This window comes from Acinetobacter sp. UBA5984 (assembly GCF_002429925.1).
GTDB classification, from domain to species: Bacteria; Pseudomonadota; Gammaproteobacteria; order Pseudomonadales; family Moraxellaceae; genus Acinetobacter; species Acinetobacter variabilis.
Map to the genome: position 1 here is coordinate 35,284 of NZ_DJBE01000062.1, position 16,986 is coordinate 52,269.

A 16,986-nucleotide genomic window follows, 5' to 3' on the forward strand; every position below is an offset into this window, starting at 1 on the left:
TCCGCGTGTGCAAAATTAGGCAGCATCAGTCCAAGAATAAAACAAATACTCGTAACTCGTATAGATTGCATATATTTACTCCCTTGTCATATAAACAACCAGGAGCGGTGTGACTATTTTTCATACCGCCTAAGACCATATTAGGCCTTAGCAAAAATAAGTCAAGTATTTGTTTTTTAGAAAAAATTTTTCGTTAGTTCATTTCACTTCGTGTCACAAACTGTGTATTTTTGTCACTTGCGTCAACGAAACCGGAAGCGCCGTATTCATCTGTATGCAAATTCAGATGCTTATAGCTGAACATATAAAAATCAGCATAGCGTTTCATGATAATCGGATGCATGCCTACATTTAATTCATCCTGTTCCTTGACCAGTTTCATGATATGTCGGTCATTCATCACCACCAGATAACGCTCATCATTCAGATTGATGGTCAGCAAGCCATTACCTTTGGCATAAATCGGAATCAGGAATTTATGGTTTAGTGCAATCGCATCACCGGTATAGCTCTCGATCTTGTTGCTGATGACGTTAAAGACCAGCGCATGTCCATAGGCATCCAGCAATAACTGACGCTTTTCCTGCGGCAAATTAACGTGAATACCAAGCTTGAGCAGGTCTTGCTGATCGACCTGTTTATTACTCAGCAATTCACGCAAAATCACCTGTTTTTGCGCTGCATCAAAAAACTGGGTATCCAGCAGCAGATCATTATTTTTCAGGATACGTCCTAAAGCAAAACGATGCCTCGGCAGGATATTCTCAATCACCTTGCGATAATAGAACTTGCTGTTTTTCTTGACCCGGCGCATTTTCTGGTAGAAATAACTTTCATCATATTCATGCAATAAAAAGTCATACAGTAGCTCGGAACTGGCCAGAACAGCGATGGCATCATGGCCGGTAAATGGCAGATGCAGTACATGATGCTGTGGAAGTATGGCTTCCAGTTTCAGGTAATGTGCCCGGTCTTCGGTGCAATACGGATCATACACCAGAATATATTCCCGTTCCGGACTGACATCTTCTGCCTCAATTCGCATGCCTTCATTCAGCTCAGGCTGGTAAAACATGTTGTAGCGGGCATCTTCGACATCTTTCGGATCGATCGAATATTGCGGCACCATCGCGACCACTCGCTGAACATTCAGCAGATTGGAATATTTAATCGCAGCATAGCCGCCCATGGAGCCACCATAGGCAATGCGCTGCTGAAACGGCGAAATCAGCTCGGCAAAGGCTTGCAACATGTTCCACATGGAACTTTTGGGAAACCAAGATTTATGTTTAGGCATGATTCCCAAAACATTAAATTCAAATTTCGCTAATGATTTTTCGGCATTGATGCTCAAGCCCTTGGCACGGGTAATCAAATCTCCAAATGAAAAAATCAATTCTGAAGATGCCCCCGGCATAAAAATTGCGCGTATATGCTCATCTTCAAAAACAATCTGCTTATCCATAACTTTCCCGTGCTGGTGAATCTAACTTTTCGGCAACAATTCACTCAATGAATAGGGCCGAAAAAGTGAATATGCTATTTTATATCGATGAAAAAGATTAAAAAGCGCAAAATATGACACAATCACTGCATCCTGCAGCTCAACAGGGGTTTAGTGCAGCGGCTGAGCTTTATCAGCAGGTACGCCCTGACTATCCGGCAGATCTAAGCCCGTGGCTTGCCGAGACACTGTCATTGCCTGTACATGCAGATCTTGTCGATTTGGGAACAGGAACAGGTAAATTTATTCCCTATTTACGCCCGCTCAGCAGCCACATCACCGCCATTGATCCTGTCCCTGAGATGCTGGCCCAGTTAAAACTGGCACATCCGGATATTCATACCCTTGAAGGGATGAGCCACCAGCTTCCCCTGCCCGATCATAGCGTGAATGCCGTGTTTTGTGCACAGTCATTTCACTGGTTTGCCAATCTGGAAACCTTAAAGGAGCTGGATCGGGTACTTAAACCTCAAGGCTTTCTGGTACTGGTCTGGAACCAGCGTGATATTACAGTCGACTGGGTCAAAGCCCTAGCAGATTATATTGTACCACTGAAAGGCGATACACCACGCTATCATAGTGATGCCTGGCGTAAAGTATTTGAGGAACAGAATCTCTTTCAGCCTTATGCTGAAACGCAAATGCACCAGCTACAGCATGGCCCTGTCGAACAGGTGGTTTCCAAACGCTTATTGTCGACCAGCTTTATTGCCGCACTACAAAAAGAACAGCAACAACAGCTCAAGCAGCAATTCGAACAAATTATCAAAAACTATACGGACAAAGGTGCAGAAGATATGATTAATTTCCCTTATATCACCTATGTTTATGTATTCAAGAAAAATAATTAGGAACAGGATTCAATCATGCACACGATTCAATTGATGTCACGAACTGCACTTTTCACTGCTGCCATGTTCTTGATGGCCTGTGACCAGAAAAGTTCACAATCTGTAGAACAGCAAGCAACAGAAGACTCTGCATCAGAGGAAATCATGCAGGAATTGAAAACTGGACCCGTGAAAAACTTCCCTAAAACGGAAGATGATCCCCATGATATTGCTGTCTTGAATGACTATGAAGAACGTTTTCAGGAAATGAGCGCGGATCTGGAAGCTGAGCTCAATGGCATGCGCAATGATGACAATCTGACTCCGGAATTTGTCCAGCAACGTCAACGCGATCATGTCCAGTCTTCACTAAATATGCTCAAAGATCTGGAGCTTAAAACTGAACAGGGCCGTTATATTCAGGGTTTGATGTATCAATACTGGGAACATCAGGAAAAACTGGTGAATAGTCCGAAATCTCAGGCCACTACTGTGAATGAAGCCAGTGAAAATGTAAAAGGTCTAGGCAAATATCTACATGCCCAGGAGCAACTGGAACGTTGGCGTTCACAATATCCAGAGATGACCACTGCAAATAAAGCCCCAGCACAATAAATAATACAGTTCAGGAAGCAGACACTTCCTGAAATTTTATAAGCAGCACTAAGATTTAATTTTCACTTTCTGAAGAATGCGGATTATTGAGCTTGAACTAAATATTGCTGCACCCCTTCTGCGGCTGCTCGTCCAGTGGCAAAACAGGCTGTCAGCAAGTAACCCCCTGTAGGCGCATCCCAGTCCAGCATCTCACCACATAAGAACACATGGGGATTGGATTTAAGCTGAAGTTGCTCTGACAGAACCTCGCGTTTAACACCACCTGCACAGCTAATCGCTTCCTGTATAGGACGGAAACCGGTTAAAGGAATTTTTAATTGCTTAATCTGCTGTGCTAATTCAGTAGCATTTTGCCAAAGCGATTTTGGTACCAGTTCACGCACCAGAGCAGCTTTTGCACCATCCAGACCTGCTTTCCGCCAGATATTATTCAAAGACTGCTTTTTACTTGGCTGTAATTTTTTAGCTAATTGTTCTACGGTTTGATCCGGAAAAAGATCCAGATTCAGCTGCATCGGCTGACCCTGTTTCAGCTGTTGACGCAGCCCCCGGCCTTGTTTATAGATCAGACCACTTTCCAGACCATAGTGACTGATCACAATATCACCCATAGTCTTGTCACCGCCATCAACCCAAGCTTCGACCCGTTTCAGTGGCTGACCGAAGATTAGCTGCATAAACTTGGACCATGGATATTCCACACCCGCATTACTGGCTTGGAAAGGTTCAATCTCGCTGCAATCAAGCCATGCTTGCCATTTGCCATCACTGCCGAGTTTTGACCATGACACTGCACCACAAGCCAAAACAATCGCATCAAAGTTTTCTGTGAATGTGCGATCAGTTTTTAAATCATGGATCTGTAGCTGATGATTCTCCAGATCTAGAATTTGATGGCGATAATGAAACTGGATGTCATGCTCGGTCAGACGTTTTAGCCAGGCACGCAATAGTGGAGCGGCCTTCATTTCTGTAGGAAAAACTCGACCTGAAGAACCAATATAAGGTTCAATACCAAGATCTCTCATCCAGTTTTGAATCCATACGGCATCCCAACGTTTGATCCAAGGCGCTAACCAGTCCACTTGATCATAACGTTGCACAAACTGTTCGACTAGTTCGGCATGGGAAATATTTAGACCAGTTTTCCCAGCCATCAGAAATTTGCGTGCAGCCGAAGGCTTTTGTTCAAAAACATGCACCTCATAATCAGACTGACTCAGAACTTCTGCAGCCATCAAGCCTGCCGGGCCAGCACCCACAATTGCAATGCGCTTCGTCATGGCTTATTCCGCTGGACTCGCATTCTGCCCTTGTAGCGGCTGAAACTCATCAAAACGCGTTGTATAGCCTTCCGGTTTACTAATAATCAATTGCTGGCACAACTCACCACGTTCTAGATATTTAATTTCAAAATGAGTTCTTGCCGAGTCTTGGCCAATGACTTCTTTAACGAAAGGCAGTTTCCACAGATTTTGAACCTGCTGCTCTGCCTCCTCAATATATTCAGGAATATTACTCGCTAAAGTGATCGTGCCACCAGTTTTTAAACGCGATAATAAAAACTCAAAAAATGGCATATTCAGCCAGCGCTGTGCCGGGTTATGCGGCTCAGGGTTCGGATATAAAATAAAGAACTGTTCGACTTGCGCTGGATAGAGTGCATGCACAATCCAAGGCAAGGCATCAGCATGAACCGTCTGTAAATTCGGTTGTCCTTCCAGTGCATGCTGTTTTTGCATGGCTAAAAATTTTTCTCGAGTTCGCTCGATCGCAATCAGCTTGCTGTTCGGATTGGTCTGAGTGAAGAGCAAAGCATGTTTACCTTTGCCCGCACCGATTTCCACACAAACCGGTTCAGAACTGATACTTTGGAAATCACGAGGCGCATGCATACGCTGTGCTTGAAATTGACGAATCGACATAATCAGATCAAACTAATAAAAACTGTATAAGTCTAACAAGTGCAGTTATATTTGCCTAATCGAAGCTTTATTTTTCTAGGGAGTGCGCTGATGTCGACCACTTTAAAATGTCCACGCTGTGGCAAACTGACCACTTGGGAAAATAATGAATTTCGTCCTTTCTGCTCGGAACGATGCAAAATGATTGATCTTGGCGCTTGGGCCAGCGAAGAATACAAACTGCCAACCCAAGATGCTCCAGCGGCTGAATCTTCTGAAGAAGACTGAACTTTTTAAAATATCCCATATCATTAAGCACATCCTAAATAATTACATGATTTTTATAAAAGGCTTGTAGAAAACCAACACAAGTTAACAGCACATATGCCAGTTTAATACTATGTTCTTACGCAGAAATACCACATTATTTTAGAGCAAGAACATGGGCTACATTATTCTAAAGATCATTTTAATTGGGGTAGGAATACTTGCGATATTGTCATTAGGAATAGGCATTTTCCAACAGGATGGCTTATTTATTGTTGTTGGAATTCTCCTTGCCATTATGACTTGGCTGATCTACGCACAAACCCGTCAGTCTTTAAATAATCCTTTTAGCAAATAAAAAGACCAGCTAGGCTGATCTTTTTATCTACTTTAACCCGCTTTTCCTGCAACGAAAGGGTTATGCTGCTTTTCAAAACCAATATTGCTGATCGGACCATGTCCTGAAATAAATTGGGTTTCATCCGGCAGGCTAAAACATTCGCGCTGGATTGAATCGAGTAACTGCTGGTGATCGCCACGCGGGAAATCTGTCCGCCCAATTGAACCTTTAAACAGTACATCCCCTGTCCATAACAAAGCATGATTCTTGTTATAGAACATTACATGACCTGGAGTATGGCCTGGGGCAAAACGTACTTCAAACTCTTCATCACCCAGCTTGAGAACTTCTCCACCTTCCAGCCATTGCGTGACTTCTACTTTTTCCGGAATCGGAAAGCCATAACGGGCAGACACTTCCTGAATCATATCCAGCCAGAATGCATCGTCCTTATGCGGACCAATCACCGGCACATCCCAAACTTTTTTTAAAGCACCAACTGCTCCAGCATGATCGAGATGACCATGAGTCAGCCATAAAGCCTTGACTGTTAAGCCCAGTGCTTCTATTTCCGCTTTTAATTTCTCAGGTTCGCCCCCTGCATCAATCAAAACAGCCTCTTTACTGTCACTATCCCAAAGAATCGAGCAGTTTTGCTGAAATGCAGTCACAGGAACAATTTTGACTTGTAACATAGGATAAGAAACCTCAAAAGATTAATGGGCAAGCGTCTGATTTAATGCTTCAAGATTAGCCTGTAACAGCGTATTGAGCAATTGCACATGATCTTCACGGTTGTTCAAGGCCGGAATATAACTGTAGCTTTCCCCGCCATTAGCCTTGAAGGTCTCCCCATTTTCCATGGCCAGCTCTTCCAGTGTTTCCAGACAGTCAGCCGAAAAAGCCGGACTCATCACCTGAATTGATTTCACGCCCTGTTTGCCCCACTCTTCAATTAAGGCATCCGTATAAGGCTTAACCCACTCCTGTTTACCAAACCGGGACTGGAAACTAATTGCATATTGATCTTCAGATAGACCTAAAGCTTCTGCAACCAGTTTGCCTGTGATCCGGCAACGATCCGCATAAGGATCACCTTTATCGGCATAGGGCTGCGGGATACCATGAAATGACATCAACAGTTTTTCTGGCTGCCCATGAATCGCCTGATAGTCCCGAACACTTTGTGCCAGTGACTGGATAAATAAAGGATGCTGATAATAATCGCGGATAATCGACAGACCAGGTAGATTGCGCTGTTTCAGCACCCATTTTGCGACCGCATCATACAGAGGTGCGGTAGAAGTCGCTGAATACTGGGGAAATAACGGAAACAGAATAATGTGATCTTGCGGTTGAGCCGAAATCTGATCGAGGACAGCCTGAATATTGGGATTGCCATAGGTCATGGCAGGTACCACATTCAGTTCAAATTGCGGATATTGTTCAATGAGCTTAGCCTTTACTTGACTTACCTGCTGCAGCAGAATCTCACGCATCGGTGAATCCTGGCCCCAGACCTGTGCATAGGCACGGGAAACCCGCTTAGGACGGAACGGTAAAATAAATAAACGCAGGATGAGTTGCCAGATTGGCTTGGGAATTTCAATGACACGCTGATCAGATAAAAACTGCTTCAGGAAATCGCGTACTGCCGGCACAGTCGGTGCATCAGGTGTGCCTAAATTTGCCAATATAATCGTAACTTTCGGTTTAGCTGTAGAAAACATGCAGTACGCCCGTAGTAGTATCAACCTGCTTACTTTAACAGCTTTTTACTTATTCTCTATATGGATTAATACACTGACTTATATTGAAAAGTACGATCTTTATCCAGCAAGTTACTGTCTAGCAGCTTCTGTGCCTTAGGCGTAATCTGCCAAAGCAGACGTTGGCGGTCATCACGGCCCGACGGTATAATCCAGTCATTCTGGCGCATTTGCAATTTCAGGCTATGCAGGGCACGGATATTAATCTGGGCACGGGCTACAGCATGCGCGCGCGGCATTTCCGCTCGTGCATCTGCCAGACCGGTTTCATTCAAATACTCATTCATACGCTTGGAGAAAAATTCCTCCGGCGTTGGATTAATGAATGTAGAACCAAGAATAGCCAGCAATTGTGCCCAGGTCAGTCTTTTCTCAACTTTCAGCTCTTTAAAGTTACCATCCTGATAAGCATGCATACGGTATTCGAAAGAGAAAACTTCATGCATAGACACTTTCGGCAGGCTCAGGAAAGGATCCACTTCACGTGTCCCCCCATCGCGTTCCAGTTGGGCCACTTTGGCTTTGAGCTGGTCAATCTCGTCATGCAAGGCTTGAGTATTCTGCGGACGTACCCAGCCACTTACCGGATAGCGTTCCAGCATTTGCGGCATGTTCAAACGTACCGCCATTTCCAGATCACGCAAGGTGCGATAGCAAAAGACCTGATCAGCTTCCTGCTGCAATAACTGACGAAATTCTTTAAATTTTTCTTGTAATTCAGGTTTCGTATCGTGCAATGAAGGATCACGTGAAGCCGGATCTTCATGCATAAATACAATAATCGGTTTCTGCTTGGTCACAGCATAAATATATTCCAGGTGCATATAACCCACACCGGAAACCGACTGCTCACCATACTGGCTACCCAGCAGAATCACCACATAATCACAGTCATCAATCTGGCGACGCGCAAATGCAGTATTTAAAGGAGTGCGTTGTTCCAGCCCCCAGGAAAAGAAACCCATGCCGACCAAAGTTTGTGACAAGATGATCCGCTCTGGCTGCATTTCTGCACCAGAGGTGGAGATAAACACCTGATAACGTTTATCGAGCATTGATTATCCTCTTTTACTGCGCATTGATCTGGCCGGCTACACCCTGCCCTGACACAATATGACGACCCCAGTATAAAAATATATCTTTGAAAATTATAAGATGAGTGATGGTCGCCTAGCTGACTTCTGTCTCCATATTGCTGACCTGCCATTTAATATCGGCTGGAATCAGATGCCCTAAAATCGGCTGGAGCTGTTCAGCATTTTGACCACTAACCACAAGTCGGATTTTCAGACTGTCCTTGCACTCATGTTCAAATAATAACCCATTTTTAATCAAAATTCGGGCCGTTTGTCTCGCAACCGCGAATCCTGAGTCAATTAATGTCAGCTTTTGACCAAAAATATACTGAATTGACGATTTTAGGAAGGGGTAATGTGTACATCCTAGCACTAAATAATCAGCACCCTGATCAACAACCGGTTGTAAAATCTGAGTTAATGTCGCTAGACACTCAGGACTCATCTGTTGGCCGGCTTCTACAAAAGGCACCAGATCCAGACAGGTCACCAGAATCACTTTGACCTTTGCCGGCTCGGCAAAACGGGTCATGACATCCTTAATCAGCTGGCCACGAAAGGTTGCAGGTGTGGCCAGAACGGCCACCGTTTTGGATTGGGTATTGAGGACTGCAGGTTTTAGCGCTGGCACCAGACCAATGATCGGAAAGTTTTCACCGTAATGCTCACGTAAATAATCCAGGCTAAAAGCAGAAGCGGTATTACAGGCGACGACTGCAACTTTACAGCCTTCACGATACAGCCATTCAATCGCTCGCGCAGTCAGGTCACGGATTTCCTGATCTTTACGCGGTCCGTAAGGTACGTAAGCCGTGTCGGCATAATAAACAAAGCGCTCATTGGGCAAATACCGGGCAATTTCCAAAGCAACCGATAATCCTCCTACACCAGAATCAAAGATCCCGATAGGTGCATCAGCACTGGCTTTAGGCATGGGATCTACTAAGGGATAAATCGGTTGGATAGCGCTCATAACGTTGCTAGTTGCTTGTTTCAAATGACCTTGCGACAAAGCTTAAACCTCAGGTGCTTAAATGCAAGTCTAAATCACCACTTTTCAAGCTTAAAACCGTCTCTCCAGCAGCATTTTCACCGAGCTCGCCCATCTCCACCAGATGTAAAAAAGCAGCCCGCTGAATCAGCGCATTGATTCCAAAACGGACATGCACATAAGGACGCAATTCATCCTGATACTGACGCATAAAGATAGGATGTTCGCTATCGACAATAATGATGTCCTGAGTTGTGGTGGTTAATTGCAGGTAAGTCTTGCCTTCAATCTCGACCTGATCCACCTGATTCACAAACAAAGGTTCATCTTCGACCTCGATTTCAATCATTTCAACCGGCGTTTTTAGATAGAATTTTCCTTCTTCTTTCCAGAGTACCGTTGAAAACAGGTCTATCATCGGCTGACGCTTAATCAATTGACCTTCGTGCCACCATTCTCCATTGGCCAAAACCTTGAGATCCATTGCCCCACAATGCTTTGGCTGCCATTGATCCAAAGGCGGGATTGACCTTTTGTGACTGCCCTGTGCATCTTTTAAGTATTGTGCGATATCCATTAAATTTTTATCATCGCTAGAAGCTACTTTTTTCGTCGGATTTTTCTCGGGTGCTGACTTATTCATATAAAGAAGACCTTGATGACGGAAAAATAATATGTTTCAGCCAATTGGCTTAACCTGGGTTTAAAACTATACTAGCCCAGATGCTTAAAGACACTACTATTTTTGTGTCTAGGAATTCAGAACACTCATGGCAGCACCCAATCATCCGATTATGGTTGCCACCGAATAGAAATATGAGGAGTCCTACATGGAACACATCGAACGTGAATCGATGGAGTTTGACGTTGTGATCGTAGGTGCGGGTCCTGCCGGCCTGTCTGCTGCAATCAAGATCCGTCAACTTGCAATTGAAAACAATTTAAATGATCTGTCCGTTTGTGTCGTAGAAAAAGGCTCCGAAGTCGGTGCACATATTCTTTCAGGTGCTGTGCTTGAACCACGTGCCATGAACGAGCTGTTCCCGAACTGGAAAGAAGAAGGTGCGCCTTTAAATGTGCCAGTCACAGAAGATAAAACTTTCTTCCTTCTTTCAGATGAAAAATCACAAGAAGCCCCGCACTGGATGGTGCCGAAAACCATGCACAATGATGGCAACTATGTCATCTCTCTGGGCAACGTGGTGCGCTGGTTAGGCCAGAAAGCTGAAGAGCTGGAAGTATCGATCTTCCCGGGCTTTGCTGCTTCAGAAATTCTGTATCATGAAGATGGTACGGTGAAAGGTATCCAAACCGGTGACATGGGGATTGGTAAAGATGGCGAACCAACACATAACTTTGCGCCAGGTTATGAGTTGCATGCCAAATACACCATTTTTGCTGAAGGCTGTCGCGGTCACTTAGGCAAACGTCTAATCCAGAAATTCAATCTGGACAAAGATGCTGATCCACAGCACTACGGTATCGGCATTAAAGAACTCTGGGAAATTGATCCTGCCAAGCATAAACCAGGCCTGGTAATGCACGGTGCTGGCTGGCCTTTATCTGAAACTGGTTCTTCAGGTGGCTGGTGGTTATACCATGCTGAAAATAACCAGGTGACGTTAGGCATGATTGTGGATCTTTCTTATGAAAATCCACACATGTATCCATTCATGGAAATGCAGCGCTGGAAAACCCATCCTCTGATTAAACAGTACTTGGAAGGCGGTAAGCGTATTTCTTATGGTGCGCGTGCGGTAACTAAAGGTGGCTTTAACTCTCTGCCGAAATTCACCTTCCCGGGTGGTTCACTCATTGGTGATGATGCGGGCTTCCTGAACTTTGCCAAGATCAAAGGCTCACATACTGCCATGAAATCCGGCATGCTCTGCGGTGAAGCGGTATTTGAAGCGATTGCTGCCGGTGTGGAAAAAGGTGGTGACCTGGCGATTGCACGTGTGACTGAAGGTGAAGACTTCTTTGTAAAAGAGTTGACTGCTTATCCAGACAAGTTCAACAACAGCTGGCTGAAAGAAGAGTTATATAGCGCACGTAACTTTGGCCCGGCAATGCACAAGTTCGGTCAATGGATGGGTGGTGCATTCAACTTCATCGACCAGAACGTGTTTAAAGTGCCATTCACCCTGCATGATCTGGTGCCAGACTTTAAAACTCTGAAAACGGTTGATGCAGTGAACTTCAAGCCGAACTATCCAAAACCGGATGGCAAGCTGACCTTTGACCGTCTGTCTTCTGTGTTTGTATCGAATACGGTGCATGAAGAAAACCAGCCTGCGCATTTAAAACTGACCGATGCTTCGATTCCAGTAGATGTCAACTTGCCAAAATGGGATGAGCCTGCACAGCGCTACTGCCCGGCGGGTGTTTACGAAATCATGGAGAATGATGATGGTTCAAAACGTTTCCAGATCAATGCAGCGAACTGTGTACACTGCAAGACCTGTGACATCAAAGATCCATCTCAGAATATCACCTGGGTAACACCGGAAGGTGGCGGTGGTCCGAACTACCCGAATATGTAATACTTAGTTAGCTTGCATAAGCCTCTAAAATAATTAATTACTTTAGAGGCTTTTTTTATATTTATAAGATTATGAAATAAACATCATTAAATTTTTTTGTGCAAGAAAAAATTAGTATTTAATAGATTTAAATATTTTATCTGCATCATGGCGCTGCCAAATATGAAATAGGCTGTTATGGGTACCATTCATAGCTTTTAATATTTCTGCTTGGGTTTGAACTGAGTTGTAACCTTCTATTTTTTTATTAAGAACCTCAAAAAATAATTTATCTGTATTATTTAATTCATTCGGTATATCAATAATGTCTTTTATTGTTTGCACAGTCCAGATTGGTTGAGGGAGTAAATCTTCCTCATAAACCATAATAGATATCCTTACTATGTCTATATAAAATATTTTTATTATTACATCATCTATATTTACACCCACAATCTGATCATGCTCTAGGCTAAAATTTTTAATTTTAGTTTTATAATTATTCGCATCTAAATTTTTATTAGCTTCTTTTCTTACTAACCTTTTAAAAAACTTAAACATACAGGCTACCTACTGGAATTAAAATAAAGTCCATTCTGTAAAAGCTTCCAACTCTTCATCATAAGCTTCAACTAATTTATATGCTCCATACCCTCCCGCTAGACTGCCAATTATTACACCTACTGTTGAACATATGGGAGACCCGGGGCCACAAATTCCTCCTGCAATAGAGCCGCTCACAGCGCCAGCTGCCACTCCTGAGCCTATGGTTGCGACTTCTTTATAAAATTCCTTTTCTTTATTCTCAGCTGAATAAATCTCATACCAAGCATAGGAAATTGAAATAACTACAATTACTCTGCCTAGTGGTTTCATATACTTTGCTGCTTTATCAAAGGTTCCATGGGATGACCCTGATCCTTTAACTACACTATAAAAAACTTTATTTTTATCTGCTGTTGAAAGCGCCTGAAAATATGAATTTCTTGTACCTATTGATGCTTTTACATAATTATCCAAGGTTTGTCTTGACTGATCTTTCAGTTTTTTCCATTTATCAGGATCTTTTAATTTCAATGCATAATATTCTAAGAATTGATCTAAACTTTTAGCCGCTATTTTTTCTTTTTGTGATACTGCTAACGCGATTGGAGAATTCTTTTTCCTAGTCTGTTCTAAAATATCATTTCTTAATGTATGAGCCTCTTTCGAAGCGTCTTTTACAGTCATTCTTCCATTTTCGACATCCTTTAAGTAATCATGACTCATTTTTTTAATTGCTTTCATATAAGCAATTCTTAAGGAGCTATCATGATCTAAAAAGTTATTACTAAAGTAAAGTGCTGTACCATGTAAAGCTTCAAGTGCTATTTCTAATTCATTTTTAACTTTAACAGGTACTTTATTTGATTCTGCTTGTTTTGTTGTACCTGTAGTTGATTTTAATTTATATATCGATTTATTAAATTCGCCATTTTCTAGTGCGGGAACACGCACTCTGGCGATTTTTGAATTATTTAAAATTAACTCTATAAAGATTAAATCTAATTTATTGCAATTATAGATTTTGGTACAACCATTCGGATCAATTTTTCCTCCATAACTTTTTTGAGTTGTCGTATTTAGTAAGGTATAGCTTAATTTTGATAAAAGGTCTTTATTATCACAGAATACTTTTAAACGAGCCGTATAAGTCATTCTTCTAACTCCGATATCTCTGCATCATATTTATGCACCATAACCGTATATTTTTCTTCCTTATTTTCTGAAGTAACTCTAATAATTCCATCTTTGGGAATCTCTCCTGTTCGTACATTCTCCTTAGAATCGATAAGACTAAAAATTGGAGAGCTTTCTAATAATTTATTGTTTATTTTATGTCGCACATCGAACTCTAAAACATAGGAACTATTATGTGAGGCAGGGAGATAGGGAATATCATTTATTACCTTTTCCCCTGATAAAAATTGATGTTGTCCTGCCTTCATCTCAAACTGACCACCTGTCGTCGGCAAAATTCCGGCACTACTGATTTCAATTTGAGAACCGCCCGCAGTTAAAACAATTTCCTTCGCTGCTGTAATTTCGATCTGATCTTCAGTAGAAACAACTTTGATACCTTTACGCGCAATAATATCCATCCCATCATTTTGCGCCTGTAGTTCAACTTTGCCTTTTGCGGCATAAGCTCTTAAGCCTTGTTGGGCTGCAAACAGACTCACTTTAGAAGAGGCATGACCAATAATCTTTTTCTGCGAACTTAGGTTAATACTGTCCGCTGCCTGGTGGCTAATTTGACCTTCCGCAGACAAATGAATATCCTGCTGAGTACTCAGCGCAATGGATTTTGGTGCTGTCAGAATCATGATTGCCTGTTTAAAGGCAGCTGCTTTGTCTTGATCTTGCTGTTCAATTTGCTCAATAAAGCTTTTTAGGGTCTCAAAGATTTCAAGCGGATCAGTTTGCTGGTTTTTAGCAACATCACTCAGTGCTTGGCTCATCTGCAAGCCTGATTCAAGCTGGCTTTTCGCTGGTTCAGCATCCATATGTGAACCATCTGCAGCTTGCTGTTTATGAGCCGAAATCAATAACCCTTCACCTGCACGGACTGCACCCGATTGATCAGTTCTAAGTTCAAAACCTTCACCCCGTCCTTCACTTTCCGCCTGTTCTTTCGGATGACTCAAGTTACCCAGATTGAGCTGACTGGCAGCTTGATTACTATATAACTGTATACTGATCTGGCCAGTCGTATCATCAAAACGTAGCTGGTTAAAGCCTTGCCCCTGTACTTCTTGCGAGCGAATACCACTGAGTTTTTTGGTGTCTGGTAGTTGTCCTTTTTGATCAAACTTCGTTGGAGAATGTTGGCTTTCATGAATCCGACCTACCACAAAAGGCCGATCAATATTGCCGTCGAAAAAGTAGACGGCCACAATTTCACCAATGCGTGGCAAGAAACGGACCCCATAACCTATTCCTGCCCACGGGGTCAGAACATCTACCCAGGCTGAATCTGTATCACTGTCATTGCTGCCTGCGCCACCATCGTGAGCATGGTCATCTGGACGAGTGAACAGAAAACGGATTTTGATCCGCCCCCATTCATCTACATAAATTTCTTCATCTTCTGGCCCGACTACCTTGGCGCGTTGCGGATAGGCCTGTGGTCGTTGCAATAAAGGCTGATATTCAGGAACCAAGTGAATATGGCGACGTTGCAAGACTAGCTGGTTGACCTGACGCTCACCTGCGTCCTTGAATTCTGTCATCTGCCAGCAGCTTTGCTGAATTAAAGTATGAACCTGCTCATTTAAGTCTTTAGGCAAATTATTTTGGTTATAAAATTTCTTGGAGATGATTAAAAATTCTTTATCTACTGCTGGATGCTGGTCAATTTCAGGATGCTGATCCAGCCGAAACCAGTAACCCACTTGGGCATCACGTACTGTGGATGTTGCTAAAAATTGTTTGGCCTGTGCAGCATAGAAATGCTGCAAATTTTGGTTTATTTTTTCGATTTTTGCATCTGAGGCTGGGGTTGCCTGATCTGCATGCCTGAGATCAGTGACCCATGCCGGACTGATGTTCCAGGCCTGTTCCAATACCAAGCTGGCAATATCCTGAACCTGACTCTGCTGGTGCTTGCTTTGTACTGAACCTACGCCTTCTTCCTGATTCAAGCGATCGGCATGCCAGCGCTGGATATGTACAGCGGTCGGCTGCAACTGTCGTTCTGCGATAATACTGGTAATGCTATCTTCTTGTTCAGTAGCACTGGAACGATGGAAACGGATCGCCCTGCGGCTTAAAGCTTGGTAGTGGCTATTATCATCAACTAATCTAAGCTTTTGCACTGCAATCTGTGCAGATGAATGTACAACTATAAGCTCAGACTCATCAATCAGCCAGTTAATCCCTTCACTACGCCATAAACGGGTCAAAAAATCATAGTCGCTTTCATTCAACTGCATAGTAAAAGGACGCACATCATAAGTTTGCTGCAAACCGGATAAATCCAGCTTGAGTGCAGCCGCAAACAATGGACTCTTACGCTGCCATTCTTTGAATAAGATTTCAGTAATCTCTCGGACACTTTTGTCCATGAACACACGACTATTACGGCGTTTATGCCATAGCGACGTTGCATCTTCTAGAGTGAGTTTATAAAGCGTTAATGCGCCATCACTCTGTCCCTGAGTTGCTGCAGTAATAATTCCGGAACTGCGAAATAACTGTCTTTGATCCGTAACCTGATCTATCGCTACTTGAGTTCCAATAAATTCTTTAAGGGGAATCAAGGCATTAGTCGACACACAAATCAGCTCAATCTTTAGTCCCTGATTCAGGACATGTTGGCCATCAATACGTTGCAGAAAAACTTCGGAATTAAGTTTTTGATAGGAAAACTGAACAAGCAAAGCACGCTTCTGTGCACTAAAACCCAATTGCTCTAATACTTGAGCGATATGATTTTTTATCATTTTTAATTGTTATAAATATTTTTACGGCATTATAGTGAATTATTTATATCCAGCCTAGGTTCATTGGTCTGGCCATGGTTCCGATTCATCACTGTAATTCTGGAAGAGGCTTGAATATCAAATTTTTTATTTTCTGAAAGTCAGGAATTTCAAGCCGATCAAGTATTCAAAAAAAATAGCTTTCTTTTTAATTTTAATCTTTCAAAAATATGGGCAAATGAATCACTCATCTACCCAAAAAATCTTTTAACCGCCTTTTTTCACCAGATAATGGAACTCTTTATTGCCATTTTCATCCAGACGTTCTTCTTGAAGCAGCAGTTCATGGCCGAGATGCATACAGAATTTTGGAATATCCCAAGAGGTCGAATTATCCGTAGCAAAAACTTCAACTACATCACCAGCTTTAGACTTACGGATGGCTTGATGCAACATCATGACTGGCTCAGGGCAGCGTAATCCACGGGTATTCAATTGCAGGCTTGGCATAATTTCGGCTTCAGACATCGACAGACTCAGGAATTCAAGATCAGCCTTATTTTAGCATAAAGCGGCTATCGCATTGCAGCTCACGCTTTGAGCCAATTCACAAAACTATACTGACCCGCGGGATCAAGACTGCGCAGCATAATTACAATAGACAAGCGTATTTTCTGCGGTATGATAAAATCACGTTTTTTT

17 protein-coding genes are annotated in these 16,986 nt (G+C 42.7%); 5 read left to right on the forward strand and 12 right to left on the reverse strand.

Annotation, left to right across the window (positions count from 1 at the left end; all coding sequences use genetic code 11):
- Positions 1 to 193 precede the first annotated feature (193 nt).
- Positions 194 to 1,465: a hypothetical protein gene (locus B3J29_RS10445; RefSeq protein WP_262477711.1), complete on the reverse strand. Its 1,272-nt coding sequence runs from the start codon at positions 1,463 to 1,465 to the stop codon at positions 194 to 196.
- A gap of 113 nt (positions 1,466 to 1,578) precedes the next feature.
- On the opposite strand from B3J29_RS10445, the gene B3J29_RS10450 reads away from it, so the two are divergent.
- Both B3J29_RS10450 and B3J29_RS10455 read left to right on the forward strand, forming a co-directional pair.
- Complete coding sequence (locus B3J29_RS10450; protein WP_286965375.1) at positions 1,579 to 2,355, forward strand: class I SAM-dependent methyltransferase; 777 nt, start codon at positions 1,579 to 1,581, stop codon at positions 2,353 to 2,355.
- A gap of 15 nt (positions 2,356 to 2,370) precedes the next feature.
- Positions 2,371 to 2,949 (forward strand): hypothetical protein, encoded by a 579-nt coding sequence (locus B3J29_RS10455; RefSeq protein ID WP_179992855.1) that lies wholly within the window; start codon positions 2,371 to 2,373, stop codon positions 2,947 to 2,949.
- A gap of 83 nt (positions 2,950 to 3,032) precedes the next feature.
- Here the strand turns inward: B3J29_RS10455 and B3J29_RS10460 are convergent, their stop codons facing one another.
- Entirely contained in the window at positions 3,033 to 4,235 is a 1,203-nt protein-coding gene (locus tag B3J29_RS10460) for a TIGR03862 family flavoprotein (RefSeq protein WP_262477709.1), read from the reverse strand.
- Positions 4,236 to 4,238: 3 nt separating this feature from the next.
- The gene (locus B3J29_RS10465; protein ID WP_171248445.1) at positions 4,239 to 4,883 is read right to left on the reverse strand and encodes an SAM-dependent methyltransferase; all 645 of its coding nucleotides are present in this window, start codon (positions 4,881 to 4,883) and stop codon (positions 4,239 to 4,241) included.
- An 84-nt stretch (positions 4,884 to 4,967) separates the two neighbouring features.
- Here B3J29_RS10465 and B3J29_RS10470 point away from each other — a divergent pair, with 84 nt between their 5' ends.
- A complete protein-coding gene (locus tag B3J29_RS10470) occupies positions 4,968 to 5,144 on the forward strand; it encodes a DNA gyrase inhibitor YacG (RefSeq protein ID WP_166138045.1) in 177 nt (58 codons plus the stop codon).
- A 154-nt stretch (positions 5,145 to 5,298) separates the two neighbouring features.
- Entirely contained in the window at positions 5,299 to 5,481 is a 183-nt protein-coding gene (locus tag B3J29_RS10475) for a hypothetical protein (protein ID WP_004781764.1), read from the forward strand.
- 32 nt (positions 5,482 to 5,513) lie between these two features.
- On the opposite strand, the gene B3J29_RS10480 is transcribed toward B3J29_RS10475, so the two are convergent.
- The 5 genes from B3J29_RS10480 to B3J29_RS10500 all read right to left on the reverse strand — a co-directional run bounded on the left by B3J29_RS10480 (position 5,514) and on the right by B3J29_RS10500 (position 9,942).
- A complete protein-coding gene (locus B3J29_RS10480) occupies positions 5,514 to 6,158 on the reverse strand; it encodes an MBL fold metallo-hydrolase (protein WP_004781763.1) in 645 nt (214 codons plus the stop codon).
- Between the two features lie 21 nt (positions 6,159 to 6,179).
- Complete coding sequence (hemH, locus tag B3J29_RS10485; RefSeq protein WP_004781761.1) at positions 6,180 to 7,193, reverse strand: ferrochelatase; 1,014 nt, start codon at positions 7,191 to 7,193, stop codon at positions 6,180 to 6,182.
- Between the two features lie 65 nt (positions 7,194 to 7,258).
- Positions 7,259 to 8,287: a DUF4062 domain-containing protein gene (locus tag B3J29_RS10490; protein WP_004781759.1), complete on the reverse strand. Its 1,029-nt coding sequence runs from the start codon at positions 8,285 to 8,287 to the stop codon at positions 7,259 to 7,261.
- Positions 8,288 to 8,402: 115 nt separating this feature from the next.
- Positions 8,403 to 9,281: a glutamate racemase gene (gene murI, locus B3J29_RS10495; RefSeq protein WP_286965384.1), complete on the reverse strand. Its 879-nt coding sequence runs from the start codon at positions 9,279 to 9,281 to the stop codon at positions 8,403 to 8,405.
- A gap of 49 nt (positions 9,282 to 9,330) precedes the next feature.
- The gene (locus B3J29_RS10500; protein WP_004781755.1) at positions 9,331 to 9,942 is read right to left on the reverse strand and encodes a DUF1285 domain-containing protein; all 612 of its coding nucleotides are present in this window, start codon (positions 9,940 to 9,942) and stop codon (positions 9,331 to 9,333) included.
- A gap of 187 nt (positions 9,943 to 10,129) precedes the next feature.
- Between B3J29_RS10500 and B3J29_RS10505 the strand changes: the two genes are divergently transcribed.
- Positions 10,130 to 11,842, forward strand: coding sequence for an electron transfer flavoprotein-ubiquinone oxidoreductase (locus B3J29_RS10505; protein WP_004781753.1), 1,713 nt, complete (start codon positions 10,130 to 10,132; stop codon positions 11,840 to 11,842).
- 111 nt (positions 11,843 to 11,953) lie between these two features.
- Here the strand turns inward: B3J29_RS10505 and B3J29_RS10510 are convergent, their stop codons facing one another.
- From B3J29_RS10510 to tusA, 4 genes are all read right to left on the reverse strand, one after another.
- Positions 11,954 to 12,382 carry a hypothetical protein gene (locus B3J29_RS10510; RefSeq protein ID WP_262477708.1) on the reverse strand — a complete coding sequence of 143 codons (429 nt, stop codon included), beginning with the start codon at positions 12,380 to 12,382 and terminating at the stop codon, positions 11,954 to 11,956.
- A gap of 18 nt (positions 12,383 to 12,400) precedes the next feature.
- A complete protein-coding gene (locus tag B3J29_RS10515; protein WP_286965389.1) occupies positions 12,401 to 13,519 on the reverse strand; it encodes a hypothetical protein in 1,119 nt (372 codons plus the stop codon).
- Positions 13,516 to 16,305: a type VI secretion system Vgr family protein gene (locus B3J29_RS10520; protein WP_262477707.1), complete on the reverse strand. Its 2,790-nt coding sequence runs from the start codon at positions 16,303 to 16,305 to the stop codon at positions 13,516 to 13,518. The genes B3J29_RS10515 and B3J29_RS10520 overlap by 4 nt, the downstream gene beginning before the upstream one ends.
- 246 nt (positions 16,306 to 16,551) lie before the next feature.
- Positions 16,552 to 16,812, reverse strand: a complete 261-nt coding sequence (gene tusA, locus B3J29_RS10525) for a sulfurtransferase TusA (RefSeq protein ID WP_262735976.1) — start codon at positions 16,810 to 16,812, stop codon at positions 16,552 to 16,554.
- Positions 16,813 to 16,986 lie beyond the last annotated feature (174 nt).